The 21,063-nt window shown below is 70.7% G+C and carries 18 protein-coding genes and 1 pseudogene; 12 read left to right on the top strand and 7 right to left on the bottom strand.

The features are described 5' to 3' along the window. Window positions 1-117: 117 nt before the first annotated feature. The 3 genes and pseudogenes from ACTG9Q_RS31930 to ACTG9Q_RS31920 form a co-directional block, all read right to left on the bottom strand. Window positions 118-531, bottom strand: coding sequence for a hypothetical protein (locus ACTG9Q_RS31930; RefSeq protein WP_455576679.1), 414 nt, complete (start codon window positions 529-531; stop codon window positions 118-120). A 70-nt stretch (window positions 532-601) separates the two neighbouring features. Continuing rightward, a pseudogene (locus tag ACTG9Q_RS31925) lies at window positions 602-1,384 on the bottom strand (amino acid permease); the annotation flags it as partial. Window positions 1,385-1,604: 220 nt separating this feature from the next. Continuing rightward, window positions 1,605-2,771: a S8 family peptidase gene (locus ACTG9Q_RS31920; protein WP_455576678.1), complete on the bottom strand. Its 1,167-nt coding sequence runs from the start codon at window positions 2,769-2,771 to the stop codon at window positions 1,605-1,607. A 489-nt stretch (window positions 2,772-3,260) separates the two neighbouring features. Between ACTG9Q_RS31920 and ACTG9Q_RS31915 the strand changes: the two genes are divergently transcribed. From ACTG9Q_RS31915 to ACTG9Q_RS31885, 7 genes are all read left to right on the top strand, one after another. Further along, window positions 3,261-3,563 carry an urease subunit gamma gene (locus ACTG9Q_RS31915; RefSeq protein ID WP_455576677.1) on the top strand — a complete coding sequence of 101 codons (303 nt, stop codon included), beginning with the start codon at window positions 3,261-3,263 and terminating at the stop codon, window positions 3,561-3,563. Window positions 3,564-3,574: 11 nt separating this feature from the next. Continuing rightward, entirely contained in the window at window positions 3,575-3,880 is a 306-nt protein-coding gene (locus ACTG9Q_RS31910) for an urease subunit beta (protein WP_455576676.1), read from the top strand. Continuing rightward, window positions 3,877-5,592 carry an urease subunit alpha gene (locus ACTG9Q_RS31905; RefSeq protein WP_455576675.1) on the top strand — a complete coding sequence of 572 codons (1,716 nt, stop codon included), beginning with the start codon at window positions 3,877-3,879 and terminating at the stop codon, window positions 5,590-5,592. Before ACTG9Q_RS31910 ends, ACTG9Q_RS31905 begins: the two co-directional genes overlap by 4 nt. Window positions 5,593-5,594: 2 nt before the next feature. Next, the gene (locus tag ACTG9Q_RS31900) at window positions 5,595-6,263 is read left to right on the top strand and encodes an urease accessory protein UreF (protein ID WP_455576674.1); all 669 of its coding nucleotides are present in this window, start codon (window positions 5,595-5,597) and stop codon (window positions 6,261-6,263) included. Next, window positions 6,253-6,936, top strand: coding sequence for an urease accessory protein UreG (gene ureG / locus ACTG9Q_RS31895; RefSeq protein WP_455576673.1), 684 nt, complete (start codon window positions 6,253-6,255; stop codon window positions 6,934-6,936). The genes ACTG9Q_RS31900 and ureG overlap by 11 nt, the downstream gene beginning before the upstream one ends. Next, entirely contained in the window at window positions 6,936-7,667 is a 732-nt protein-coding gene (locus ACTG9Q_RS31890) for an urease accessory protein UreD (protein WP_455576672.1), read from the top strand. The genes ureG and ACTG9Q_RS31890 overlap by 1 nt, the downstream gene beginning before the upstream one ends. Window positions 7,668-8,153: 486 nt before the next feature. Then, window positions 8,154-9,353 carry a S8 family peptidase gene (locus ACTG9Q_RS31885; protein ID WP_455576671.1) on the top strand — a complete coding sequence of 400 codons (1,200 nt, stop codon included), beginning with the start codon at window positions 8,154-8,156 and terminating at the stop codon, window positions 9,351-9,353. A gap of 229 nt (window positions 9,354-9,582) precedes the next feature. Here the strand turns inward: ACTG9Q_RS31885 and ACTG9Q_RS31880 are convergent, their stop codons facing one another. Further along, window positions 9,583-11,187: a serine/threonine-protein kinase gene (locus ACTG9Q_RS31880; RefSeq protein WP_455576670.1), complete on the bottom strand. Its 1,605-nt coding sequence runs from the start codon at window positions 11,185-11,187 to the stop codon at window positions 9,583-9,585. A 201-nt stretch (window positions 11,188-11,388) separates the two neighbouring features. Here ACTG9Q_RS31880 and ACTG9Q_RS31875 point away from each other — a divergent pair, with 201 nt between their 5' ends. Then, a complete protein-coding gene (locus ACTG9Q_RS31875; protein WP_455576669.1) occupies window positions 11,389-12,117 on the top strand; it encodes a hypothetical protein in 729 nt (242 codons plus the stop codon). 244 nt (window positions 12,118-12,361) lie between these two features. Here the strand turns inward: ACTG9Q_RS31875 and ACTG9Q_RS31870 are convergent, their stop codons facing one another. Further along, on the bottom strand, window positions 12,362-15,040 hold the full coding sequence (locus tag ACTG9Q_RS31870) for a glycoside hydrolase family 2 TIM barrel-domain containing protein (protein WP_455576668.1): 2,679 nt from the start codon (window positions 15,038-15,040) through the stop codon (window positions 12,362-12,364). A gap of 249 nt (window positions 15,041-15,289) precedes the next feature. Further along, window positions 15,290-16,642, bottom strand: a complete 1,353-nt coding sequence (locus tag ACTG9Q_RS31865) for a cellulase family glycosylhydrolase (RefSeq protein WP_455576667.1) — start codon at window positions 16,640-16,642, stop codon at window positions 15,290-15,292. Between the two features lie 603 nt (window positions 16,643-17,245). On the opposite strand from ACTG9Q_RS31865, the gene ACTG9Q_RS31860 reads away from it, so the two are divergent. Further along, a complete protein-coding gene (locus tag ACTG9Q_RS31860) occupies window positions 17,246-18,694 on the top strand; it encodes a glycosyl hydrolase (RefSeq protein ID WP_455576666.1) in 1,449 nt (482 codons plus the stop codon). Between the two features lie 57 nt (window positions 18,695-18,751). Here the strand turns inward: ACTG9Q_RS31860 and ACTG9Q_RS31855 are convergent, their stop codons facing one another. Further along, a complete protein-coding gene (locus ACTG9Q_RS31855) occupies window positions 18,752-19,798 on the bottom strand; it encodes an ROK family protein (RefSeq protein WP_455576665.1) in 1,047 nt (348 codons plus the stop codon). Window positions 19,799-19,808: 10 nt separating this feature from the next. Here ACTG9Q_RS31855 and ACTG9Q_RS31850 point away from each other — a divergent pair, with 10 nt between their 5' ends. From ACTG9Q_RS31850 to ACTG9Q_RS31840, 3 genes are read left to right on the top strand one after another with little or no spacing between them, the layout of a single operon-like run. Then, window positions 19,809-20,108 (top strand): hypothetical protein, encoded by a 300-nt coding sequence (locus ACTG9Q_RS31850; RefSeq protein ID WP_455576664.1) that lies wholly within the window; start codon window positions 19,809-19,811, stop codon window positions 20,106-20,108. Then, on the top strand, window positions 20,099-20,293 hold the full coding sequence (locus ACTG9Q_RS31845; RefSeq protein ID WP_455576663.1) for a hypothetical protein: 195 nt from the start codon (window positions 20,099-20,101) through the stop codon (window positions 20,291-20,293). The genes ACTG9Q_RS31850 and ACTG9Q_RS31845 overlap by 10 nt, the downstream gene beginning before the upstream one ends. Further along, complete coding sequence (locus ACTG9Q_RS31840) at window positions 20,290-20,811, top strand: hypothetical protein (protein ID WP_455576662.1); 522 nt, start codon at window positions 20,290-20,292, stop codon at window positions 20,809-20,811. The genes ACTG9Q_RS31845 and ACTG9Q_RS31840 overlap by 4 nt, the downstream gene beginning before the upstream one ends. Window positions 20,812-21,063: the final 252 nt, after the last annotated feature.

Genomic DNA, 21,063 nt, shown 5'->3' with positions numbered 1-21,063 from the left:
GGAACACCCCCACCGACAAGCCCGTGAACACCGGCACCCACTCCGACCGGTCCGCACTGATCACCTGATCCACACCAAGATCATCGATCACACCGAGACAGCGTTACGGGACAACCTTTAGCGGGTGCGAATCCGTTTGACCGAGAAGGCGATGAGGATGACGGCCACCAGGGCGGCGGTCGAGAGCACCTGGGTGCGACCGCCGGGTGTGGTCAGCAGCAGGACGAACAGGCCGACGATCGCGGCCAGCGTCACCCACGACAGGTACGGGTGGGCCCACATGCGGACCGGGTGCTCGGGCCGGTGCAGCTTGAGCTGCGCGCACGCCACCAGGCCCCAGATGACCAGCATGACCATGCCGATGGCGTTGAGCAGGAACAGGAAGACGGTGTCCGGCCACAGGTAGTTCAGCAGCACCGCCACCAGTCCGAACAGCGACGACGCCACGACCGCCGCGCGCGGGACCTCGTTCGTGCCGGTGTTCGAGAGCGCCGTGGGGGCGAACCCGCGGGTGGAGAGCGAGAACGACATCCGCGCCCCCCGCGTACAGGGTCGCGTTGAGCGCCGACAGCAGCGCCACCAGGATGACGACGTTCATCACCTGGGCGGCGGCGGGCACCCCGATGTGGTTCAGCACCGCCGCGAACGGGCTTTCCCCCACCGCGACGTCGTTCCACGGCAACAAGGTCACCACGACCAGCAACGACCCCAGGTAGAACAGGCTCACCCGCCACATGGCGCTGCGCACCGCCCGCGCGACCGACCGCGCCGGGTCGTCCGACTCGGCCGCCGCGATGATCGCGATCTCCACCCCGCCGAACGCCACCACCGCGATGACCAACGCCTGCAACACCCCCGACCACCCGTTCGGCAGGAAGTCGGCGAAACCGCCCGTGACCCCGCCGCCGGGCATCGCCCCCAGGACCGCCAGCACCCCCAGCACCAGGAACGCGATGATCGCCACGACCTTGATCAGGGAGAACCAGAACTCGAACTCCCCGAACTTCCGCACCGCCGCCAGGTTGATCCCCATGAACAGCCCGACGAACACCAGGACGAGAATCCACTGTGGAACGCCCGGCGCCCATCCCCGGACGATGACCGCCGCCCCGGTCGCCTCCAGCCCGGCCACCACCGACATGGTGGTCCAGTACAGCCACCCCACCGTGAACCCGGCCCACTCCCCGAACGCCCGCCCCGCGTGCTCGGAGAACGCCCCGCTGGACGGGTGGGCCGAGGTCAACTCGGCCATCATCCGCATGACCAGCAATGTCAGCGCACCTGCCACCGCGAAGCACAGCAGCACAGCGGGCCCCGCCAGCGACACCGCCGCCCCCGACCCCACGAACAGCCCCGACCCGATCACACCACCGATCGCCAGCATCGTGACCTGGCGGTCCCGAAACCTCCCCCGCAGCGCGGGCCGCGCACCGGTCACCGTCACGGTCGTCTCCTCATGTCCGGTCCGCGTCAAGATCACCCAACCACACCGACCCGCCCCCGTCTGCCCGCCGCACAGACGCTTCCTGAACGGGACCGCGCGGTCCCGACGGGATGGGTGCCTGCCCCGGCGCGCGGGGGCGCCGCGTGCCGGGGCAGATCGTTCACAGACCCGCGGTGAACAGCAGGAGGTTCGCGGTGCCGCCGGTTGCGCCGTTGGTGACGACGTTCGGGGTGGCGTTGGCGTTGAGCCAGTTGTGCACCGTCGCCGAGGGGGCGTCGCCGTAGCGGGACTTGTAGAGCGCGGCCACGCCCGCCACGTGCGGAGCAGCCATGGAGGTGCCGCTCATCAGGCCGTTGCCGCCGGTGCGCAGCGTCGAGCGGATCGAGCCGCCCGGGGCGTAGAGGTCGATGCAGGAGCCGGTGCTGGAGAACGAGGAGCGGGCGTCGCTGCTCTCCGAGGAGGCCACCACGCTGGCGGTCTCCACCTTGCGCGGCAGGCGGTCGCAGGAGTTGCCGCCGGTGTTGCCCCCCGAGGTGGCCAGGAAGACCCCGGAGGCGATCATGTTCCGGATCGCGGTCTCCAGGCTCGCCGACGCGGTGAAGTTCCACGAGGTGTTCGCCACCGCGGGCCGCTGCGCGTTCGCGGTGACCCAGTTGATCGCGTTGAGCGCGGCGGTGGTGGTGGCGCTGCCGGAGCAGTTCATCATCTTCACCCCGTGCAGCCGCACCTCCTTGGCCACGCCGTAGGTGGTCGACCCGATGGTCCCGGCCACGTGCGTGCCGTGCCCCTGGCAGTCGGTGTTGTTGGTGTCGATGCCGTTGTAGTCGAAGGTGGCCCTACCGCCGTAGTCCGGGTGGCTCGGGGTGATCCCGGTGTCGATGATGTAGGCGTGCACGCCCGCGCCGGTCGCGGTGTAGGTGTAGCTCGCCGACAGCGGCCTCGCCCGCTGGTCCACCCGGTCGATCCCCCACGACGGCGGGTTGACCTGGGTGGCGTCGAGGACGTCGGTCACCAGCACGTCCTGTTCGATCGCGATGACCGCCGGGTCCTTCCGCAGGGCCCGTAACTGGCTGGGCGTCAGCTTGGCCGAGAACCCGGTGAACGCAGCGTCGTACACGCTTGCGGGCGTCACCCCCAGTGCTCCCGCGACCGCCGTCCCGTTGGCTTTCGGGTCCAGCGTGACGATGTAGCTCCCCTCGATCGGCTTCACGGTCGCCGACGCCACTCCCAGCGCAACCGGCACTCCCGCGTCGGCCGCCGCCGACACCCCACCTGTCATCGACACGGCCACCACGGCGACCGCGAACCCTCGCATCAACGAACGCACGGCTTGTCTCCTCACCGCCCCGACCCGCGCGCCCGGCGCAGGGTCGCCGGGACGAATTGGCACTGGACCAGGGCCTCATCAGCAGCCTGACCAGCCGTTCTCCCATGGTCAACAGTCCCAGCCGAACGGCAGCGCCCCCGTCACGGTCGGTCGACAAAACCGACAACTGGCAAGGACCGCCGCTCTCTTGCGAGCCCCCGGACAGCCCTGTCCCCACCCGCGCCGGTGACACAGCTCCCCTGCTCTGTGGACAGTTCACCCTGACGACAGATGGTCAGGTAGTGGTCGCCAGGCGATTACTTCGGTTCCAACGAGACGATCTTTGGTACGTCGCCGACAAAAGAGGGTTCTATTCGGCGGCAGTCGATCCTTGACGACCCCAGGGTCGTTAACACGCGCGTGATCCATTCAAGGCGGCTTCCGGCGGGCAGGCGGCACTAGAATGGCCACACCCGAGGCATCGCCTCTCCGACCGCGAAACGGATCGCCGTGCACCTCACGCCGCACGAACGTGACAAGTTGCTGGTCCACGTGGCCGCCGATGTGGCCCGGCGCAGGCTTGACCGCGGGGTGCTGCTCAACTATCCGGAGGCGGTCGCGCTGATCACCGCGCACGTGCTGGAGGGGGCCCGCGACGGGCTGGCCGTGCGGGAGTTGATGGCCAGTGGGCGTGGGGTCCTCTCCCGGGAGCAGGTGCAGGCCGGGGTGCCGGAGATGCTCGACTCCGTGCAGGTGGAGGCCACCTTCCCGGACGGGACCAAGCTGGTCACCGTGCATGACCCGATTCCGTGAGGAGCGCTGACATGCGGCCAGGCGAGGTGCTGTGCGGCGACGAGCCCGTCGACCTCAATCCCGGCAGGCCACGGGTCCGGCTGGTGGTGGTGAACGCCGCGGACCGGCCGGTCCAGGTCGGCTCGCACTACCACTTCGCCGAGGTCAACCCGGGGCTGCGGTTCGACCGCGAGGTGGCCTGGGGCCACCGCCTCGACATCCCGGCGGGGACCTCGGTGCGGTTCGAGCCCGGGATCGAGCACGAGGTCGACCTGGTGCCCATCGCGGGCCGCCGGATCGTCCCCGGGCTGCGCGGCGACCAGGCCGGTGATCTGTGACCCGGCTGTCCCGCGACCGCTACGCCGAGCTGTACGGCCCCACCGTCGGCGACCGCGTCCGCCTCGCCGACACCGATCTGCTGATCGAGGTCACCGAGGACCGCAGCCGCGGCGCGGGCGCGGGCGACGAGGTCCTCTTCGGCGGCGGCAAGGTGATCCGCGAGTCGATGGGCCAGGGCATGGCCACCCGGGCCGACGGCGCGCCCGACCTGGTGATCACCGGCGCGGTGATCCTGGACCACTGGGGCGTCGTCAAGGCCGACGTCGGCGTGCGCGACGGCCGCATCTGCGCGATCGGCAAGGCGGGCAACCCCGACACCATGGACGGGGTCGACCCGGCGCTGGTGATCGGGCCGTCCACCGAGGTCATCGCGGGCAACGGCCGCATCCTCACCGCGGGCGGCATCGACTGCCACGTGCACTTCATCTGCCCGCAGATCACCGACCAAGCGCTGGCCTCCGGCGTCACCACGCTCATCGGCGGCGGCACCGGGCCCGCCGAGGGCTCCAAGGCCACCACCGTCACCCCGGGCGCGTGGAACCTGGGCCGCATGATGCAGGCGATGGACCACCAGCCGGTCAACGTCCTGTTCCTGGGCAAGGGAAACACGGTCAGCAAGGAAGGGATGCTGGAGCAGGTCCGCGCGGGCGCGGGCGGCTTCAAGCTGCACGAGGACTGGGGAAGCACCCCGGCGGCCATCGACGCCTGCCTCGGCGTGGCCGACGAGACCGGCGTCCAGGTGGCCATCCACACCGACACCCTCAACGAGGCCGGGTTCGTGGAGTCCACTGTGGAGGCCATCGCCGGCCGCTCCATCAACGCGTACCACACCGAGGGCGCGGGCGGCGGGCACGCGCCCGACATCATCACCGTGGTCGGGCTGCCCAACGTGCTGCCCTCCTCGACCAACCCCACCCGCCCGCACACGGTCAACACCATCGATGAGCACCTCGACATGCTCATCGTCTGCCACCACCTCAATCCCTCGGTGCCCGAGGACCTGGCCTTCGCCGAGAGCCGCATCCGGCCCAGCACCATCGCCGCCGAGGACGTGCTGCACGACCTGGGCGCGATCTCGATGATCGGGTCGGACTCCCAGGCCATGGGACGCGTCGGCGAGGTCGTCATCCGCACCTGGCAGACCGCGCACGTGATGAAGCTGCGCCGCGGCGCCCTGCCCGGCGACGGCGCCGCCGACAACATGCGGGCCCGCCGCTACGTCGCCAAGTACACGATCAACCCGGCCATCGCGCACGGCATCGCCCACGAGGTCGGCTCGGTCGAGGTCGGCAAGCTGGCCGACCTGGTGCTGTGGGAGCCCAAGTTCTTCGGCGTCCGCCCGCACGCGGTGCTCAAGGGCGGGTTCGTGGCCTGGGCGGCGATGGGCGACGCCAACGCCTCCATCCCCACCCCGCAGCCGGTGCTCGCCCGCCCCATGTACGGGGCCGCGCCGTCGGTGGCGGCGGCGAGCGGCCTGCTGTTCGTCGCGCCGTCGGCGGACGGCGCGCTGGCCGACCGGTGGGGGCTGGCCGGCGCCATCGTGCCGGTGACCGACACCCGCTCGGTGTCCAAGGCGGACATGCTGCTCAACGACGCGCTGCCCGACGTCCGCGTCGACGCCGACAGCTTCGCCGTGCGCATCGACGGCGAACTGGTGGAGCCCCATCCGGTCGACGTGCTGCCCATGGCGCAGCGCTACTTCCTGTTCTGATCGTGGATATCGCCGCGCTGCTGCTGGCCGACTCCCGCTTCCCCGGCGGCGGCCACGTCCACTCCGGCGGGCTGGAGGAGGCCGTGGCCCGCAGGCTCGTCACCGATGTGCCGAGCCTGCGGGTGTTCCTCGGCGGCAGGCTGCGGACGGCGGGCGGGCTGGCCGCCGTCTTCGCCGCCGCGGCGGCTTCCCGGATGGGTGACTGGGCCCGGCTCGACGCCGAGATGGACGCCCGCACCCCCTCCCCCGCCCAGCGCTCGGCGTCGCGGGCGCAGGGCCGGGCGACGCTGCGCGCGGGCGCGGTGGCCTGGCCGTCGGCCGAGCTGCGCGCGCTGGCCGCGGCGACCCCGCGCCCGCACCACCCGATCGTGCTCGGCGCGCTGGCCGCCCTGGCGGGCGGCAGCCCGGTGGGGGCCGCGGCGACGGCCGGGTACCTGGCCGTCAGCGGCCCGGCGAGCGCGGCCATCCGGCTGCTGGGGCTCGACCCGTTCGCGGTCAACGCCGCCATCGCCGACCTCGCGCCCGCCCTGCGCGCCCAGGCGGAGCGGGCCGCGGCGACCGCCGCTGCCGACCCGGTCGACCTGCCCGCCCCCGGATCGCCGGGACTGGACCTGCTCGCGGAGTCCCATCTCCGCAACCACAAAGCGGAGGTGCGTCTCTTTGCCAGTTGATCACGGCCACGGACACCTGGTGTCCTTCGACCCGACCGAGATCGAGCCCGACCGCCACTCCCCCGCACCCGCCGCGGGCCGCGCGGTGCGCATCGGCATCGGCGGGCCGGTCGGCAGCGGCAAGACGGCGCTGGTCGCGGCGCTGTGCCGGGCGCTGCGCGGGGAGGTCGACCTCGCCGTGGTGACCAACGACATCTACACCACCGAGGACGCCGACTTCCTGCGCCGGGCAGGGGTGCTCGCCGACGACCGGATTGAGGCGGTGCAGACCGGAGCCTGCCCGCACACCGCGATCCGCGACGACATCACCGCCAACCTCGACGCCGTCGACACCCTCACCGAGCGCTTCCCCGAGGTGCGGCTGATCATCATCGAGAGCGGCGGCGACAACCTCACCGCGGTGTTCAGCCGCGGGCTGGTCGACGCCCAGGTGTTCGTGGTGGACGTGGCGGGCGGCGACAAGGTGCCCCGCAAGGGCGGCCCCGGCGTCACCACGGCCGACCTGCTGGTGATCAACAAGACCGATCTCGCCCCGCTGGTCGGCGCCGACCTCGACGTCATGCGGTCCGACGCCCACCGGATGCGCGGCGACCTCCCGGTGATCAGCCAGTCCCTTGTGGACACCCCGGACGCGCCCGACGTGGCGGCCTGGGTGCGCGGGCTGCTCGCCTGATGAAGGCCAGGGCCCGAGTCGTGGCCGAGGCCGTCGGCGGCCGGACCGTGCTGCGGGTGCTGGAGTCGGCGGCCCCGCTCACCCTGGTGCCCCGCCGCGGCCCCGGCCCGGTGACCGTCCACCTGGTCGGCAGCGCCGCCGCCCCGCTCGGCGGCGACGACCTGCACCTGACCGTCGAGGTCGGGCCGGGCGCCGAACTGGTGGTCGCCGGGGTGGCGGCCACCGTCGTGCTGCCCGGCCCGTCCGGCGAGCCCAGCCGCGCCGCCGTCGCCCTGCGGGTGGCCGACGGCGGCTCGCTGGCCTACCTGCCCGAGCCGACCGTGGTCACCGCCCGCGCGCTGCACACCGCCGAGCTGCGCGCCACCCTGTCCGGCACGGCCCGCCTGCGCTGCCGCGAGACACTGGTCCTGGGTCGCACCGACGAGCTTCCCGGCACCCTCGTCAGCGACTGGCACGTCGTCCGCGATGGCGTTCCCCTGCTCCGCCAACGCCTCGCCGTCGGCGACCCCGGCCTCGACGCCTCCCCGGCGGGCCAGGCGGGCCACCGCGTCCTGGCCACCGAACTCCGCGTCGGCGACCCGGACGTCCCGACCCCGACCAGCGGCGACTGGTGGTCGCTGGTCCCCTTGGCCCACGGCGGCACCCTGGCAACAGTGCTGGCCCACAACGCCGTCACCGCGGGCCGCCGCCTCGCCGAGGCCATGGCGGTGCCGCAGGCGGTTCATCGGTGAACCGGCGGCCACCCGGGGTCGGTCGCCCTGCGCGGTGTCGCCCTGGTCCGCTCCGGGCGGTCTTGGCCCAGCTCCCCGTGCCGTTCTCGGCAAGGGTGACGACGGCGCGCGATCCGCTCGCACGACCACGTCCGTTTCCCCGCCCTGCGCGTGACCGGGCGCGCCCGCACCTCCGGATGGCCGCCGGGTCGAGGTTCGGCCGGATGACCGTTGTGGGCGGTCGGCGCGGCGTCAATGTCGATCAGCGATGCCCGGAGAAGGAGAAACCGATGCGTTCGACGGCAAGGCTTCTCGTGGTGGCGCTGAGGGCTGCGATCGGGTTCGTGGTCGCCCCAGCGGCGGCGAACTGCGTGGCGTTCCATCGGCCCTATCGTTTGCCGCGCGGGCGTGCTTTGTTTAATCCGGAAGGTTCCCCGACATCGGCGCCCGAGCGATGCTCGCGCGCCGACCCTGCGGTTGGAGGAGCGTTTGAGGATCGGACTGGTAGTGGCGTTGGCGGTTTCCGGGATCGTGGCCGCGCCCGCACAGGCGGCGACGGGGGCGGTGCTCCACAGCGGGCATCCCGACGCCGTCTCGGGCAGTTACATCGTGGTGCTCAAGAAGGGCACCGATCTGAGCGCGGCGCGGACGGAGGTCGTGCACGGCACAAAGATCACCTTCAGCTACGAGCACGCCCTCTCCGGGTACGCCGTGCGGACCGACGCGACGAACGCCCGCCGGATCGCGGCGGACCCGCGGGTGGCCTACGTGGCGCAGGACCTGCGGGTCCGGCTCACCGACGCGGACCGGCCCGCCGCGCCCCCGCCGACGGTGGGCGCGCAGGCGCTGGGCGTGCAGATCAACCCGCCGTCCTGGGGCCTGGACCGGCTCGACCAGCGGTACCGCCCGATTGACGCGCGGTACCACTACGCCAACACCGGGTCGAACGTGCGCGCCTACATCGTCGGCACCGGCATCCGGTACACCCACCGGGAGTTCACCGGGTCCGCGGTGGCCGGCTACGACGCGGTCGGCGGGGTCGTCCCGCCCGGGTCCGACTGCAACGGGCACGGCACGCACATGGCGGGCACCGTCGGCGGGCAGACCGTGGGCGTCGCCAAGGACGTGACGCTGGTGTCGGTGCGGGTGCTCAACTGCCAGGGCAGCGGCACGTACTCGGCCATCCTGGCCGGGATCAACTGGATCACCCAGGACACCCAGGCCAGTGGGCGGCGCTCGGTGGTGATGATGAGCGTGGGCAGCTCGTTCAACCAGGCGTTCAACGACGCGATCACCGCGTCCACGAACGCCAACGTGCACTACTCGCTGCCCTCGGGCAGCGCAGGCGGCGACGCGTGCGGGTCCTCCCCCGGCAGCGCCACGGCGGGCACCACGGTCTCGGCGTCGGACGCGACCGACACCCGGGCGTCGTTCACGAACTTCGGGCCGTGCGTCGACCTGTTCGCCCCCGGGGTGAACATCTACTCCGCGTGGGGAACCTCCGACTCGGCGTACTCGACCATCAGCGGCGTCACGGCGAGCGCGCACGCCACCGGGGTCGCGGCACTGTGGCGGCACAGGTTCCCCAACGACAGCGCCCTCGCCACAGCCGCCGCGCTGACGGCCAACGCGACACCGGGGATCGTGGCCAACGTACCCGCGAACACGGCGAACCTGCTGCTGCACTCGGGAATGATCCCAACCTGACCGATCCGGGCGCGGCGGCCTGACCGGGTCGCCGCGTCCGGGGCGCGGCGCGCGAGGACGCGCCCCCGTCAGATCACCGCCCGCGTGTGCGATGGACTGCCGAGACTTGCTGAATTCCTCACCGCGATCGTCTAGGGGTTGACCAGCGGCGCAGTGGAAGGAGTTGCCGCTCTCATTCCGGGATGGTGTCGACCGCGCGTGGCCGGTTCCGGCAACGGGCCGGGCATGGTCAGCTGTCGCGGGCGAAGAGCTTGATCACGTCGCCGTCGAGGTCGGCGAGGAGGTAGGCGCCGCCGTAGTCGTCGCTGAGGTAGAGCTTCAGCTCGGGGGTGCCGTCGATGATGTCGGTGTCAATGACGATGTAGCGCATGGTGGGCTTGGCGATGCCCAGTTCTTTGTCCGCCCGCTTCCACAACCCGGGCAGCGCGTTCCAGTTCACCTCGTTGAGGTCGAGCACGGCGCGGTCGGCGTCCACCGTGTCCGGGCCCGTCCTGGCGGCGGTGCCGTCGCGGTACTCGAAGTCGTCGAATCCGTTCTTGACCGCCGCGGCCGGTGCGGTCGCCGATGCGTGCCCGGTATGGATGATCAGCTCGGACACCTTGGTGCCGCCCATCACCTCGGTCAGCGCACTGACCACCCCGCGCACGCCGTCCGGGGTGAGCAAGTCCTCCGACACGGTCGTGGTCGTGGTCGGGTTGACGGGCACTTCGGTTTTCCGTGGAGTGGTGGCTTGCGTGACCGACGTGTCCGTACCGGCGCTCGACGGGTTCTCGCCTGAGCCCGGGTCGCGGATGAGCAGTAGCGCGACCGTGAGGACCAGCGCCGCCGCGGTCACCGAGAACACGGCGGCGGCGGCGCGGTTGCGTGGAGCTGCCGGGATCGGACGCGACGGCGGACCGGACTGCTGGTAGGGCTGGTACTGCTGCTCGTACCGAGGCGCGGCGAACGGGACAACCGACACCGCCGGAGTGGGCGGCCCGAGTGGCGCGACCGTCCCGCGCTCGGCCGCCGCGAGCATCCGGTCGAGGACCTCGCCGGTGGGCCGGTGGGCCGGATCGGGAACGAGTACCGCGCTGAGGACGGGGCCGAGCGCACCCGCCCGCCGCGGCGGGGGTACCTGCTCGGTCAGCACCGCGGCGAGGGTGGCCATCGTGCTCCCGCGCCGCAGCGGGTGATGGCCTTCGACGGCCACGTACAGCAGCATCGCGAGGGACCAGAGGTCTGACGCGGTCTTGGTCTCATCGCCGAGCAGCCGCTCGGGGGCGATGTACTCGGGGGACCCGATCACCTCGCCGGTCGCGGTGAGCTGGCCGGAGTCGTGCAGGGCGGCGATGCCGAAGTCGGTGAGCACGGCGCTGCCGTCCGGCCGCAGCAGGACGTTGCCCGGCTTGACGTCGCGGTGCAGCACGCCCGCGGTGTGCGCGGCGCGGAGTGCTCGGAGGATGTCACGCCCGAGCCGAGCGGCCTCCGCCGGAGCGAGCGCGCCGTTGCGGAGCCGCGAGTCCAGCGACGTCCCATCGACCAGCTCCATGACGATCCACGGGTACGGCGAGTCGTCCGACTCGATGATCTGGTAGATCGACACGACGTTCGGGTGCTGCAGCCGGGCAAGCGCGCGGGACTCGCGCAGCACGCGCTCCCGCTGTTGCGCGGCCAGCACGGGGTCGTGCTCAAACAGCGCGGTGTCGGCCGGACGCACCTCCTTGATGGCGACCTCGCGCCGCAGACCCACGTCACGGGCGCGCCACACCGTCCCCATCCCACCGCTGCCCAGTCGATCCAGCAGCTCGAACCGGCCGCCCACCACGCGCCCGCCCTGTTCTCTTTCAGACACGTGCACACGCTAGCTGTCGCGGGTCGTGGCGTTGAGGACGGCGGCGCCGTCGACCAGATCTGCCGTTTCCAACCTCAGGCCCGGTTCAGGGGTGAACCTCCTGGTCAGCCATTGGCAACGGGCACGTGCGAGCGACAATCCGTCCCGAGCGCGCCGCGGTTGACGCTCCCGATTGATACCTTTCGCTCACGCCCGGTCACGGTGGGCGAGAACCTGGGAGGGGCGGTGCCGGACTTCTTCACGGACAAGCAGGGGCGGGTCAGACCGATCAGGGGCAAGAGCGGCAAGAGCGCCGTGATCGGCGGCGTGCTGGCGCTGGGGGTGTTCGCCTCGGGAGGCGGGTTCGGCTCGCTGGGCGTGGGCGGCGGTGCCGTCGGAGGACAGGTGGCCGCACACGGGGTGGTCGGATCGGTGCGGTTGGGCGGGGCGCCCGGCCAGCTGAGGGCACGCAAGATCGCTGGGCAGAAGGCGGCACCGCACAGCGCCAAGCGCGCTTGGCAGCGGATGGGGCTGCGCGAGGTCAAGCGGACAGCCAAGCAGCAAGCCTCCTGCGTGGCCACCTCCTTCGGGCAAGTGCGGGACTTCCTTACAAGGCACCGGTGCACCTACCTGGAGCGCGTGTTGTTCACCGTCGGCGACGACGCGGGGAACACCGCGGTGGTCTCCGTCGCCTGGGTCGGCTTGGCCGACCGGGGCAGCGCGCGGCAATTTCGGAACCTGATGGACGTACAGGGCAGCGGCGACATCACACCGCTCGGCGGGCCGCTGCTCAACCTCGGCGAAATCACCTTCACCGGACTCCGCTACGGCAGCGTCCTGAACCGTACGGCCGTCACGGTCGCCGAAGCCGAGAACGCCTTGGGCGGACAGTTCGACCACGAGTCGCTTGACGCGATCGCTGAGGTCGCGGCATATCTGCCGCGGCCGTGATCATGCCCTGCGTCAGCTGAAGGTTCCCGGCGACGTCCAGCACGTTCAGCTCGGTGGACTTGTCCGGCACGGAGTCCTAAGTCTGCGCCGGACCGGCAGTGGGCGCCCCGCACACGGCCACGAGGAAACAGCGAAGACTGGGGTCCTCGTCATCGCTCATGACACTCTTCCCCTCAACGGATGGCCGGTGAGCACCGTGCGGTGGAACGTGGTCCGCGTGCGTGGTGGTCTTCGACGGCTTTGGTCAGGCGGTGAACCGGAAGTGCACGGTGCGGTTGTACTGGCCGGCGGCCATGGCCTGCTGGCTTTCCGGGCCGAGGGTGCTCGCGGCGTGGAACTTGTTGCCGATGGCGGGGATGGCGTCCAGCAGGGAGATGCCGCCGCCGGGGAACGGGGCGGTGGCGGTCATCGGGCTGGGGCCGACCTCGGGGGTGAACAGGCGCAGGAAGAGGTTGTCCTGTTCGGCGACGAGGGTGATGGTGCCCTCGGTGGTGCGCAGCGCGGCCCAGTAGGTGTTGGCGTGGTAGCCCTTGAACTCGGGGTACTGCCACACGGTGGCGCCGGTGGCGGTGCGGTTGTAGTCCTTGGTCCACACACCGTGGTGCACGCCGCGCATCCGGTTCTTCCACACCCGGTAGGGGCCGTCGCCCAGCCAGGTCATGCCGAGGACGCGGTTCTCCGGGTAGTCCAGGTTCACGCCGAGGAAGTCGTGGCCGCCGGTGCGGGTGTAGCGGTACTCCAGGCGCAGCCAGCCGTTGGAGTCCAGGCGCCAGCGGACCTGGTTGAGGTCTCCTGAGTAGGTGGCCTGCACGACGTGGCCGGTGCCGTCGCGGAAGTGGGTGAAGCCGCTCAGCGACGCCGAGCCGACCGCCATCGCCGGGCCGTTGGTAAGCGAGACGAAGGTCCCGTTGCGGGTGACGCGGGTGAGCCTGCCGGTGGACTTGGCGATCGTGACCGCCGTGCCGTTGGCGCTCATGGTCACGCCGGTGCTGTCCTCGGTGACGGTCGTGGTGCCCGACACGGGGACGACGATGCGCCGAGCGACATCGACCGCCTTCTTGATCCGCCAGCTCCACGTGCACAGCGTCCGGCCGGTCGGGTCGAGCACGTCGATCCGCAAGGTGTCGGCGTCGGTCCACGTGGTGGGCAGCGCCAGCGGGACCGCGCCGCTCGCGCCCGGCGCGGCGTTCGGCCCGGCCACGCTGCCCTGCGCGAGGACGGTCGGCGCGGTGCCCGACGTGCCCGGCGCCGCCTGCCTGAGCAGCTGCCAGGAGAACCGGCAGCCCGCCAGGTTGGTGTGGTCGTAGCGGTTGACCACGTTGACCCGGCCGTCGAAGCCCGTCGGGAACGTGGTGGCGTAGTAGCCCGGGTTGGTGAGCTGGACCGGTGACCAGATGTCGCGGATGGTGTGGAAGCTGACCTCCTTCTCGCGGAAGGGCCCGAGGATGCCGTCCGGGCCGGAGTTGCCGGTGGTGTCGATGGCACCGCCCCGGTCGTCGCGGCGAAGCCCCTCGTCCACGAACGCCCAGATGAACCCGCCTGCCCGGCGCGCGCCCGCGCCCAACAGGGCCCAGTAGTCGTTGAGGCCCGCGCCGCCGCCACCGTCGTAGAGGCCGTGCAGGAACTCGGTCGGCATGTGGATCGCCGAGCCGTTGAGGATGTTGCGGGTGCTGTCGTAGGTCTCGTAGTGGTCGGTGTTGAGGCCGCTGAACGTCGCCCACGGGTGGATCACCGGGCGTCGCTGCGGGTCATAGCGGGCGTAATCGTCGTCCAGAGCGGTGTTCCAGCCACCCTCGTTGCCGTTCGCCCACATCACGACCGACGGGTGGTTGACGTCACGGGTCACCAGCGACGCGACCAGCGGCGCGCCCACGTTCTCGTCGTAGCGTTTTTGCCAGCCTGCCAGCTCGTCGATCACGTACAGGCCCAGCTCGTCGCACAGGTCGAGGAAGAAGGTGTCCGGCGGGTAGTGCGACATCCGCACGGCGTTGTTGTTCATCTCCTTCATCAACAGGACGTCCATCCGCGCCATGCGGGGGCTCGAAGCGCGGCCCAGCGTCGGCCAGAACGTGTGCCGGTTCGTGCCCTTCAGGATGACCTTCGACCCGTTGACGTACACGCCGTCACCGGCGCGGACCTCGATCGTGCGGAACCCGAAGCGCTCGGTGAGGCCGTGCAGCGGTGTGCCGCCGCTGTCGGTCAGCTGCACGTCGACCAGGTGCAGGTTCGGGGTCTCCGCGGTCCAGGTCTGCGGCGCCGACACCGACGTCGTCAGGGTCGCCATCGTCGCGCCCGAGTTGACCGCGACCGAGAACGTCCCCCCGACCGCGGTGCCGTCGAGCCGCCTGAGCTGCCCGACCACCCGACCGGGCCCGGTCACGCCCGCCAGGTGGACGTCCATCCGGAAGGCGCCGGTGTGCTTCGCGTCGATCGCCACCCGGTCGATCCGCGAGGCCGGGAACGCCTGCAGCGAGACCGGCCGGTAGATGCCGCTGAAGTTCCAGTAGTCGCCGCGCCGTTCGGCGTCGTTGACCGAGTTGTTCGCCGAGTCCCGGCTGACCGTCACCTCCAGCAGGTTCTCCTGCCCCAACCGCAGCAACGACGTGACGTCGTAGCGGAAGCGGTAGAAGCCGCCCTGGTGGGTCGGGCCCGCGAGAGTCCCGTTGATCCGCACCTGGGTGTCGGTCATCGACCCTTCGAAGACCACGAAGATCCGCCTGCCGGACCACGACGAGGACGGGGTGAACCGGCGCCGGTACAGGCCCCTCTCGTTGGGCCGCAGGTTCCAGCCCCACTGGTAGGTACCGAAACCCTGACACTCCCAGTTGGACGGAGTCGGGATCGTGCGCCACACCCCCGCGTTGCGGCCCTCCGTGACCTGGAAGTCCCACGGAACGGTGTTGTCCGCGTCAGATCCGGTCAACAGCAGGGTTTCGGTGGCGGGTCCTGCCGGAGCCGCGGCGGAGGTGGTCGCGCCCAGTGTGTTCAGACCGAGGGCGGACAAGCCCGCGATTCCCACCCCGGTCGCGCTCAACTCCAAGAAGTCTCGACGGCCGAACTCCACGTGAACCTCCAGGATGCGCGTGTTGTCGCCGACTCCGCCGCGTGCGACGGAGTCGGACGACAGGTCAACTTTCTTGATGATCTACAAAGGTCTGGCTGACGACTTCGGCTATCGCATGTTCGCCACGACGAAGGGCGCGTGGCCGTGCAGGTAGTTGGTCCAGCCCCCGGAGACCGGTGCGCCCGGGGCGAGCAGGTTCGTGGAGTCGGAGCCGGTGTGGAGCTTCCACGCGGTCCAGGAGATGTTGTTGGCCCGCATCCAGTCCACCCACGCCTGGGCCTCGGGTATGCAGGTGCGGCCGTCCGTGCCGCCGTCGGCGTGGCTGGCTCCCCACTCGGTGACGAAGAGCGCGATGCCCGAGCGAATCGCGGCGTCGGCCCGGTCCCGCAACCACTTGCCGTGCGAACAGGAGTAGAAGTGCAGCGTGTACATCAGGTTCGTGCCGGACAGCGGGCTGGCCGCCGCTTGGTCGACGCCCTGCGACCAGGTCGGCGTTCCCAGGACGATGATGTTGTCGGGGTCCGACGAGCGAATGGCCGAGACGACTGCCTGGTGGTACGGCTTGATCACCGAGGCCCAGCTCACCTGCAGCGGCTCGTTCCACGGTTCCCAGATGACGTTGGGCAGGTGGCCGTAGCGGCGTGCGAGGTCGGAGAAGAAGGCGACGGCCTGGGAGCGCGACAGGTTCGCTTCGTGGGCGTGGTAGTCCACGATCACGTAGACGCCCGCCGAGACGGCGTTGTTGATGATCGTCTCGACCTGCCCGCGGGCCTTGGTCGGGTTGCTCAAGTAGGCGCCGGACGGCTCGACCCCCATCGCGGCGCGGATGACCGGCAGGTTCCAGTTGTCCCGCATCCAGCGCAGCGCCGAGAGGTTCTCCGCGTAGGCGGGGTTCTCCCAGTTCAGCCAGAAGCTGCTGATCCCCCGAAGCTGGACCCGCGCGCCGTTGCGGTCGCACATGCCCGCCCCGCAGACCCTGAGCTGGCCGTGGCGCGCGACGGGAGTGGAGGACGGCGGGTTGGTCGTGGTCGGCGGGGTGGTGGTCACGGGCGGGGCGCCGGTCGAGGTCCACTGCTGGTGGGCCGCTCCGCTACACGTCCACAGGACGATCAGGGTGCCGTTGCCGGTGCCCGCCCCGCTCGCGTCCAGGCAGAGGCCAGACTGCGCGCCGGTGATCGTGCCGTTGGCGTTGACGTTCCACTGCTGGTTCGCGCCGTTGTTGCAGTCCCAGATGACGACCCTCGTGCCCGGAGCGGTGCCTGCGCCGAAGGCGTCGAGGCACTTCGAGCCGAGTACGCGCAGCTGCCTGGACGACGTGTGGTCGAAGGTCTGCTTCGACGATCCGTCGCAGTCGTACAGGGACACCTGCAGGCCGTTCTGCGTGGAACCGCCCGGCACGTCCACGCAACGCCCTGACGGCACCCCCTTGATCGTCAGGGTGGCCGCGGCGGCGTCCTTCACGCCGAGGAGCGTTCCGGCGATCACCAACGCGGCGGCGGCTATCGCGATGACCGGTGACTTGCGGAGTTTCGTGGTCCCGCTTCGACTTGTTCCTAGGACATCCATGTTTCCTCGCGTTGACTCAGGTGATCGCGAACAGGGAGGAAGAGGCCCGATCTCGCCCTGGACTCGTGCTCACCGTCCAGGAGCCTGGGATAGGCGCACCGCGACGTCGGACGCTTCGCTCGGCGTCAACGACCTCTAACTTTTCGGGTAAGCGCTTTCCTGCTGGCCGACTGCAGGTGTGGGATGCCCCACTGTCAACCACGCTTCCCAGCCACAGCACGGATTTGACCGCCCACCGCGCGATCCCCGCCGCGACCCCTTGACTTAGTTTCATCATGTACTTAACATTCTTGTCCAACGCACTTCACTACCGCACGGAGCAGGGACCACTCCGGCGGGGACAAGGGGCGATGATGCCCAGCTCGCTGCGCAGAGCCCCGCTAGCCCGCACCCCAGCGGGCACACCACCGCGGCCACGAGGCGGGGCCGCGCCAGGAGCGCCGGGAAGGCTTCACACGCCCCTCCGGCACACCGTCAACCGCACATCGAGGAGCAAAGATGCTCTTAGTTCACCCTGCCCGCAAAAAAGCGGTCCGCGCGCTGCTTGCCGCGTGCGTCGCGCTTCCCGGGCTCGCACTCGCCGTCGCGGCGGGCTCGGGCACCGCGAGCGCGGCCCCGGCGCCGCTGGTCGGCGCGCAGTCCGGCAAGTGCCTGGACGTCGTGGGCAACAACCAGACACCGGGTACCGCCGTGCAGATCTGGGACTGCCAAGGCCAGGCGAGCCAGGCGTGGGACTTCATGTCCACCGGAGAGGTCCGCGTCTATAGCGGCACCCGATGCCTGGACGTCCCTGGTGGAGCCACCGCGCCGGGAACCCGCCTGACGATCTGGAACTGCACCGGCGGGGCCAACCAGAGCTTCCGGCACAACAGCGACGGCAGCGTCACCGCGGTGCAGTCGGGCCTCTGCCTCGACGTGGCCAACCAGAGCACGGCCAACGGCGCCGCTGTGACCCTGTGGAACTGCAACGGCGGAGCCAACCAGCGCTGGTCTCGCAGCTCCCAGCCACCCACCACCACGACCACGCCGCCACCCGGCGGCTGCGGGGTCGCCCCGGTCAACCCCAACGCGACAGCCCAGGCCCGCCGGGTGCTCTGCTACATCCAGGGCCAGTACGGCCGGGCGATCCTGTCCGGACAGCAGGAGTCCACCTGGATCGGCGGACCCGAGTACGAGATGAGCTACATCTACAACAACACCGGCAAGTACCCCGCCATCCGCGGCCTGGACAAGGGCGACTCCGCCGACTTCGCCTCCCGCGCCATCACCTGGTGGAACTCCGGCGGCATCCCCATGGTCGGCTACCACATGGGCGCGCCGACATTCCCCGACGGCTATGACGGCTCCCGGCAGACCGTGTCCATCAACGCCGTGCTCACCTCCGGCACGCGCGAGCACACCTCGTTCCTGCAGCGCCTCGACGGACTCGCGAGTTCCCTGCAGCAGATGGAGAACGCGGGCGCGGTCGCGATCGTGCGCCCGTTCCACGAGGCGGGCGGCACCTGGTTCTGGTGGAGCAAGGAAGGCGGCAGCCAGTACAACCGGCTCTGGCGCTTCACCTTCGACTACCTCACCCGGACCAAGGGCCTGGACAACCTCATCTGGCTGCACGGCTACAACGGCCAGCCGCAGAGCTCCTTCTACCCCGGCAAGCAGTACGTCGACATCGGCGGGGCCGACACCTACGCCGGGAACGGCAACTACGACCCGCTCAAGCCCATGTACGACGCCGTCCGCAACATCGTCGGCAGCACGCTGCCCATCGCCCTGCACGAGAACGGTCCCATCCCGGACCCGGACCGCATGCAGTCGACAGGCGCTCGCTGGGTGCTGTTCGGCACCTGGCACGGCACCCACCTGACCGTCAGCAACTCCACCGCGCACTTGCGCAAGGTCTACGGCCACAGCTACGTCATCACCAGGGACGAGCTGCCCAACTTCCGCTAGCAGAGCCTGGGGTGGCACGGTCGCGCAAACCGTGCCACCCCAAGGTGCTCAGTCCCATCACGGGCTGGTGCCGGTGATCACCGCGCGGATCGCCAGAATGGCGGCCGACCTCGCCCACTCGCCGAAGTCGAACGGCTGCACCACCAGGTGGATCGCCGCGGCATCACCCTCGAACACGTCGGCCATCCCGCGCTCGACCGCCTCGGTCGCCACCTCGTACAGCGGCAGCCCCTCCCCCGTGAGCAGGACCCGCTCCGGGTCGAGGAAGTTCGCAGCGTGGCCGATCAGCGCGCCGAGCGCGTACCCGGATTCGGTGAACACCCGGACCGCCTCCGGGTCCCCGGCCCGCGCCAGCGCGACGGCCTCCTCGTAGCTCACCCGTCCACCCAGGCGGCGCAGGATCACGTGCGTCATCAGGAAACTCGACACGCACCCGCGGTGCCCGTAACCGCACTCCGGGCCGCCCACCGGGTCCACGAGCAGGTGCGCGAACCGCGGCGGCAAGCCCCGCGCTCCGCGCACCACGCGCCCGTCGACCACGAGACCGGTCCCGACACCGGCGCCCACCGTGATCAGCACCATTGAGGACACCCCGACCCCCGCGCCGAACCAGTGCACCGCCGCCGTCAACGCCTGCACGTCGTTGTCCACCGCCGTGGGCACCCCGGTCGCCTCCTGCAACGCCTCGGCCAACCGGACTTCGCCGTCCCAGTCGAGAAAGCCCGCGCCGCTCACGACACCGTCCCGGACGACGCCGCCCACCGTCACACCGAGCCCGGTGAACCCCGGAAACCGGCGCACCACCCGCGCGATCTGCCGGACCACCGCGCCAGGCTCGACAGAGGTCAACGCCTCGCTCTCCGTGGCGACCACCGACGAGGTCAGGTCCGTGAGCGCGGCGTACAGCCGATCACCGGTCAACTTCACCCCGAGGAAGTGGTGCGCGGCGGCCCGAACCTCCAGGATCTCCAACGGCCGCCCCACCCCCACCAACCGCTCCCGCCCACCATCGACCAACAGCCCGTGGTCGGCTAACGTCCTGGTGACCCGACTCAACGTCGGCCGCGAGAGGTTCAGCCGGGGCGCGATCGCCGCACGCGGCATCCCCCCATGGATGAGCACCTCCATCAGCACCGCGCGGGCCTGCTCTGGCAACACGGGCCACGGCCGGGATTCCGTAAGCGACACAGGCCAAACCTACCTCGCCCGTGCGATAGACGAGTCCGACTTCGCGTGGTCGCCAGCGCTGGTCGGTGAGGACCAGTCCAGCAAGCCGGCGGCGCTGACCGCCGACCTGCGCAGAGCGCCGTCGACCAGCGGCGACGGCAAACAGATCACCTCCGGCTACTCCTACTGGGGAACCGGCCCGGCCATCGCCTGGGCGCGCGCAGCAACCCGTTCTACATGGTCATGAAGCAGAGCCTGGCCACCTTCGGCGCGCGCTGGCGCCAGCTCGAACCGCACACCAGCTCGGACTTCCCCGGCAAGCGCTCGGCGTCGCCGTTCGGCATGGAACTGGTGCTCGCCCGACCGGGCGACGGCGTGTCCGACCAGCACACGCCCGTCAACCGCGCCGAGGCGCTGTGGGGCCGCGAATGACCCGATTGGCGATCACCTGGCTGACCTTCCTCGCGCTCGCCGTCGCCCTGGTCATGGGCGTGCTGTGGTTCACCACGTCGCCGACGGGCGATCGGCTGGAGCCCGCGGTGAATTCGCTGGCGGTGCTGGCGGGCATCACCGGGATCTTCGTCGAGCGTTGGGCCGCCCAGCGCGAACGCCGCAACCAGGCCCTGGAGTCGATCCGCGAGGAGCTGGAGCGCAACGCCGCCGTGCTCGACGACGACGCGTTCGCCACCACCGCGGGCGCGCACCGGCGGCTCTACCCCCCGGCTGATCCGCTCCACGGTCGACGCCGCGTTCAGCACCGGCGCGCTCGACGGGCGCGGCGACGGCGACCTCGTCGTGCTGCTGCACCGCTGGCGCGACTCCGTCGGGTCGGTGAACCGGCGCCTCGAGCTGACCGAGATGCTGCTGTTCACCACGTCGTCCAGCGACGAGATCGTGCAGTTCAACCAGGCGCTGCACGGCCCGGCCAGCGTCCTGCACGATGCCCGTGAGCTACTGCGAGCCGTGCGCGACCGGGTCGTCAGGGCATCTTCCGCGGTGAAACGAAGTTCTTGAGTTCCCATGCGCTGGTGCCTGCAGGTCGACCTGCCCCGCGCGTGGCACCGGTTCACTGTGTGGCCAGCTCAGTCCGCATTGGCGGCCCTGAGCACGGGGCCGCAGGCGTGTCGGTGGCACAAGCCCAGCAGCGAGTTGGCTGGTTCGGGGTAGTCCGCGAGCCGACATCCGCCGTAGCCGGGCAAGGG

This window comes from Actinokineospora lacus (assembly GCF_053813445.1).
The sequence above is the reverse complement of the archived record's forward strand: the minus strand, read 5'-3'. Positions and strand labels throughout refer to the sequence as shown.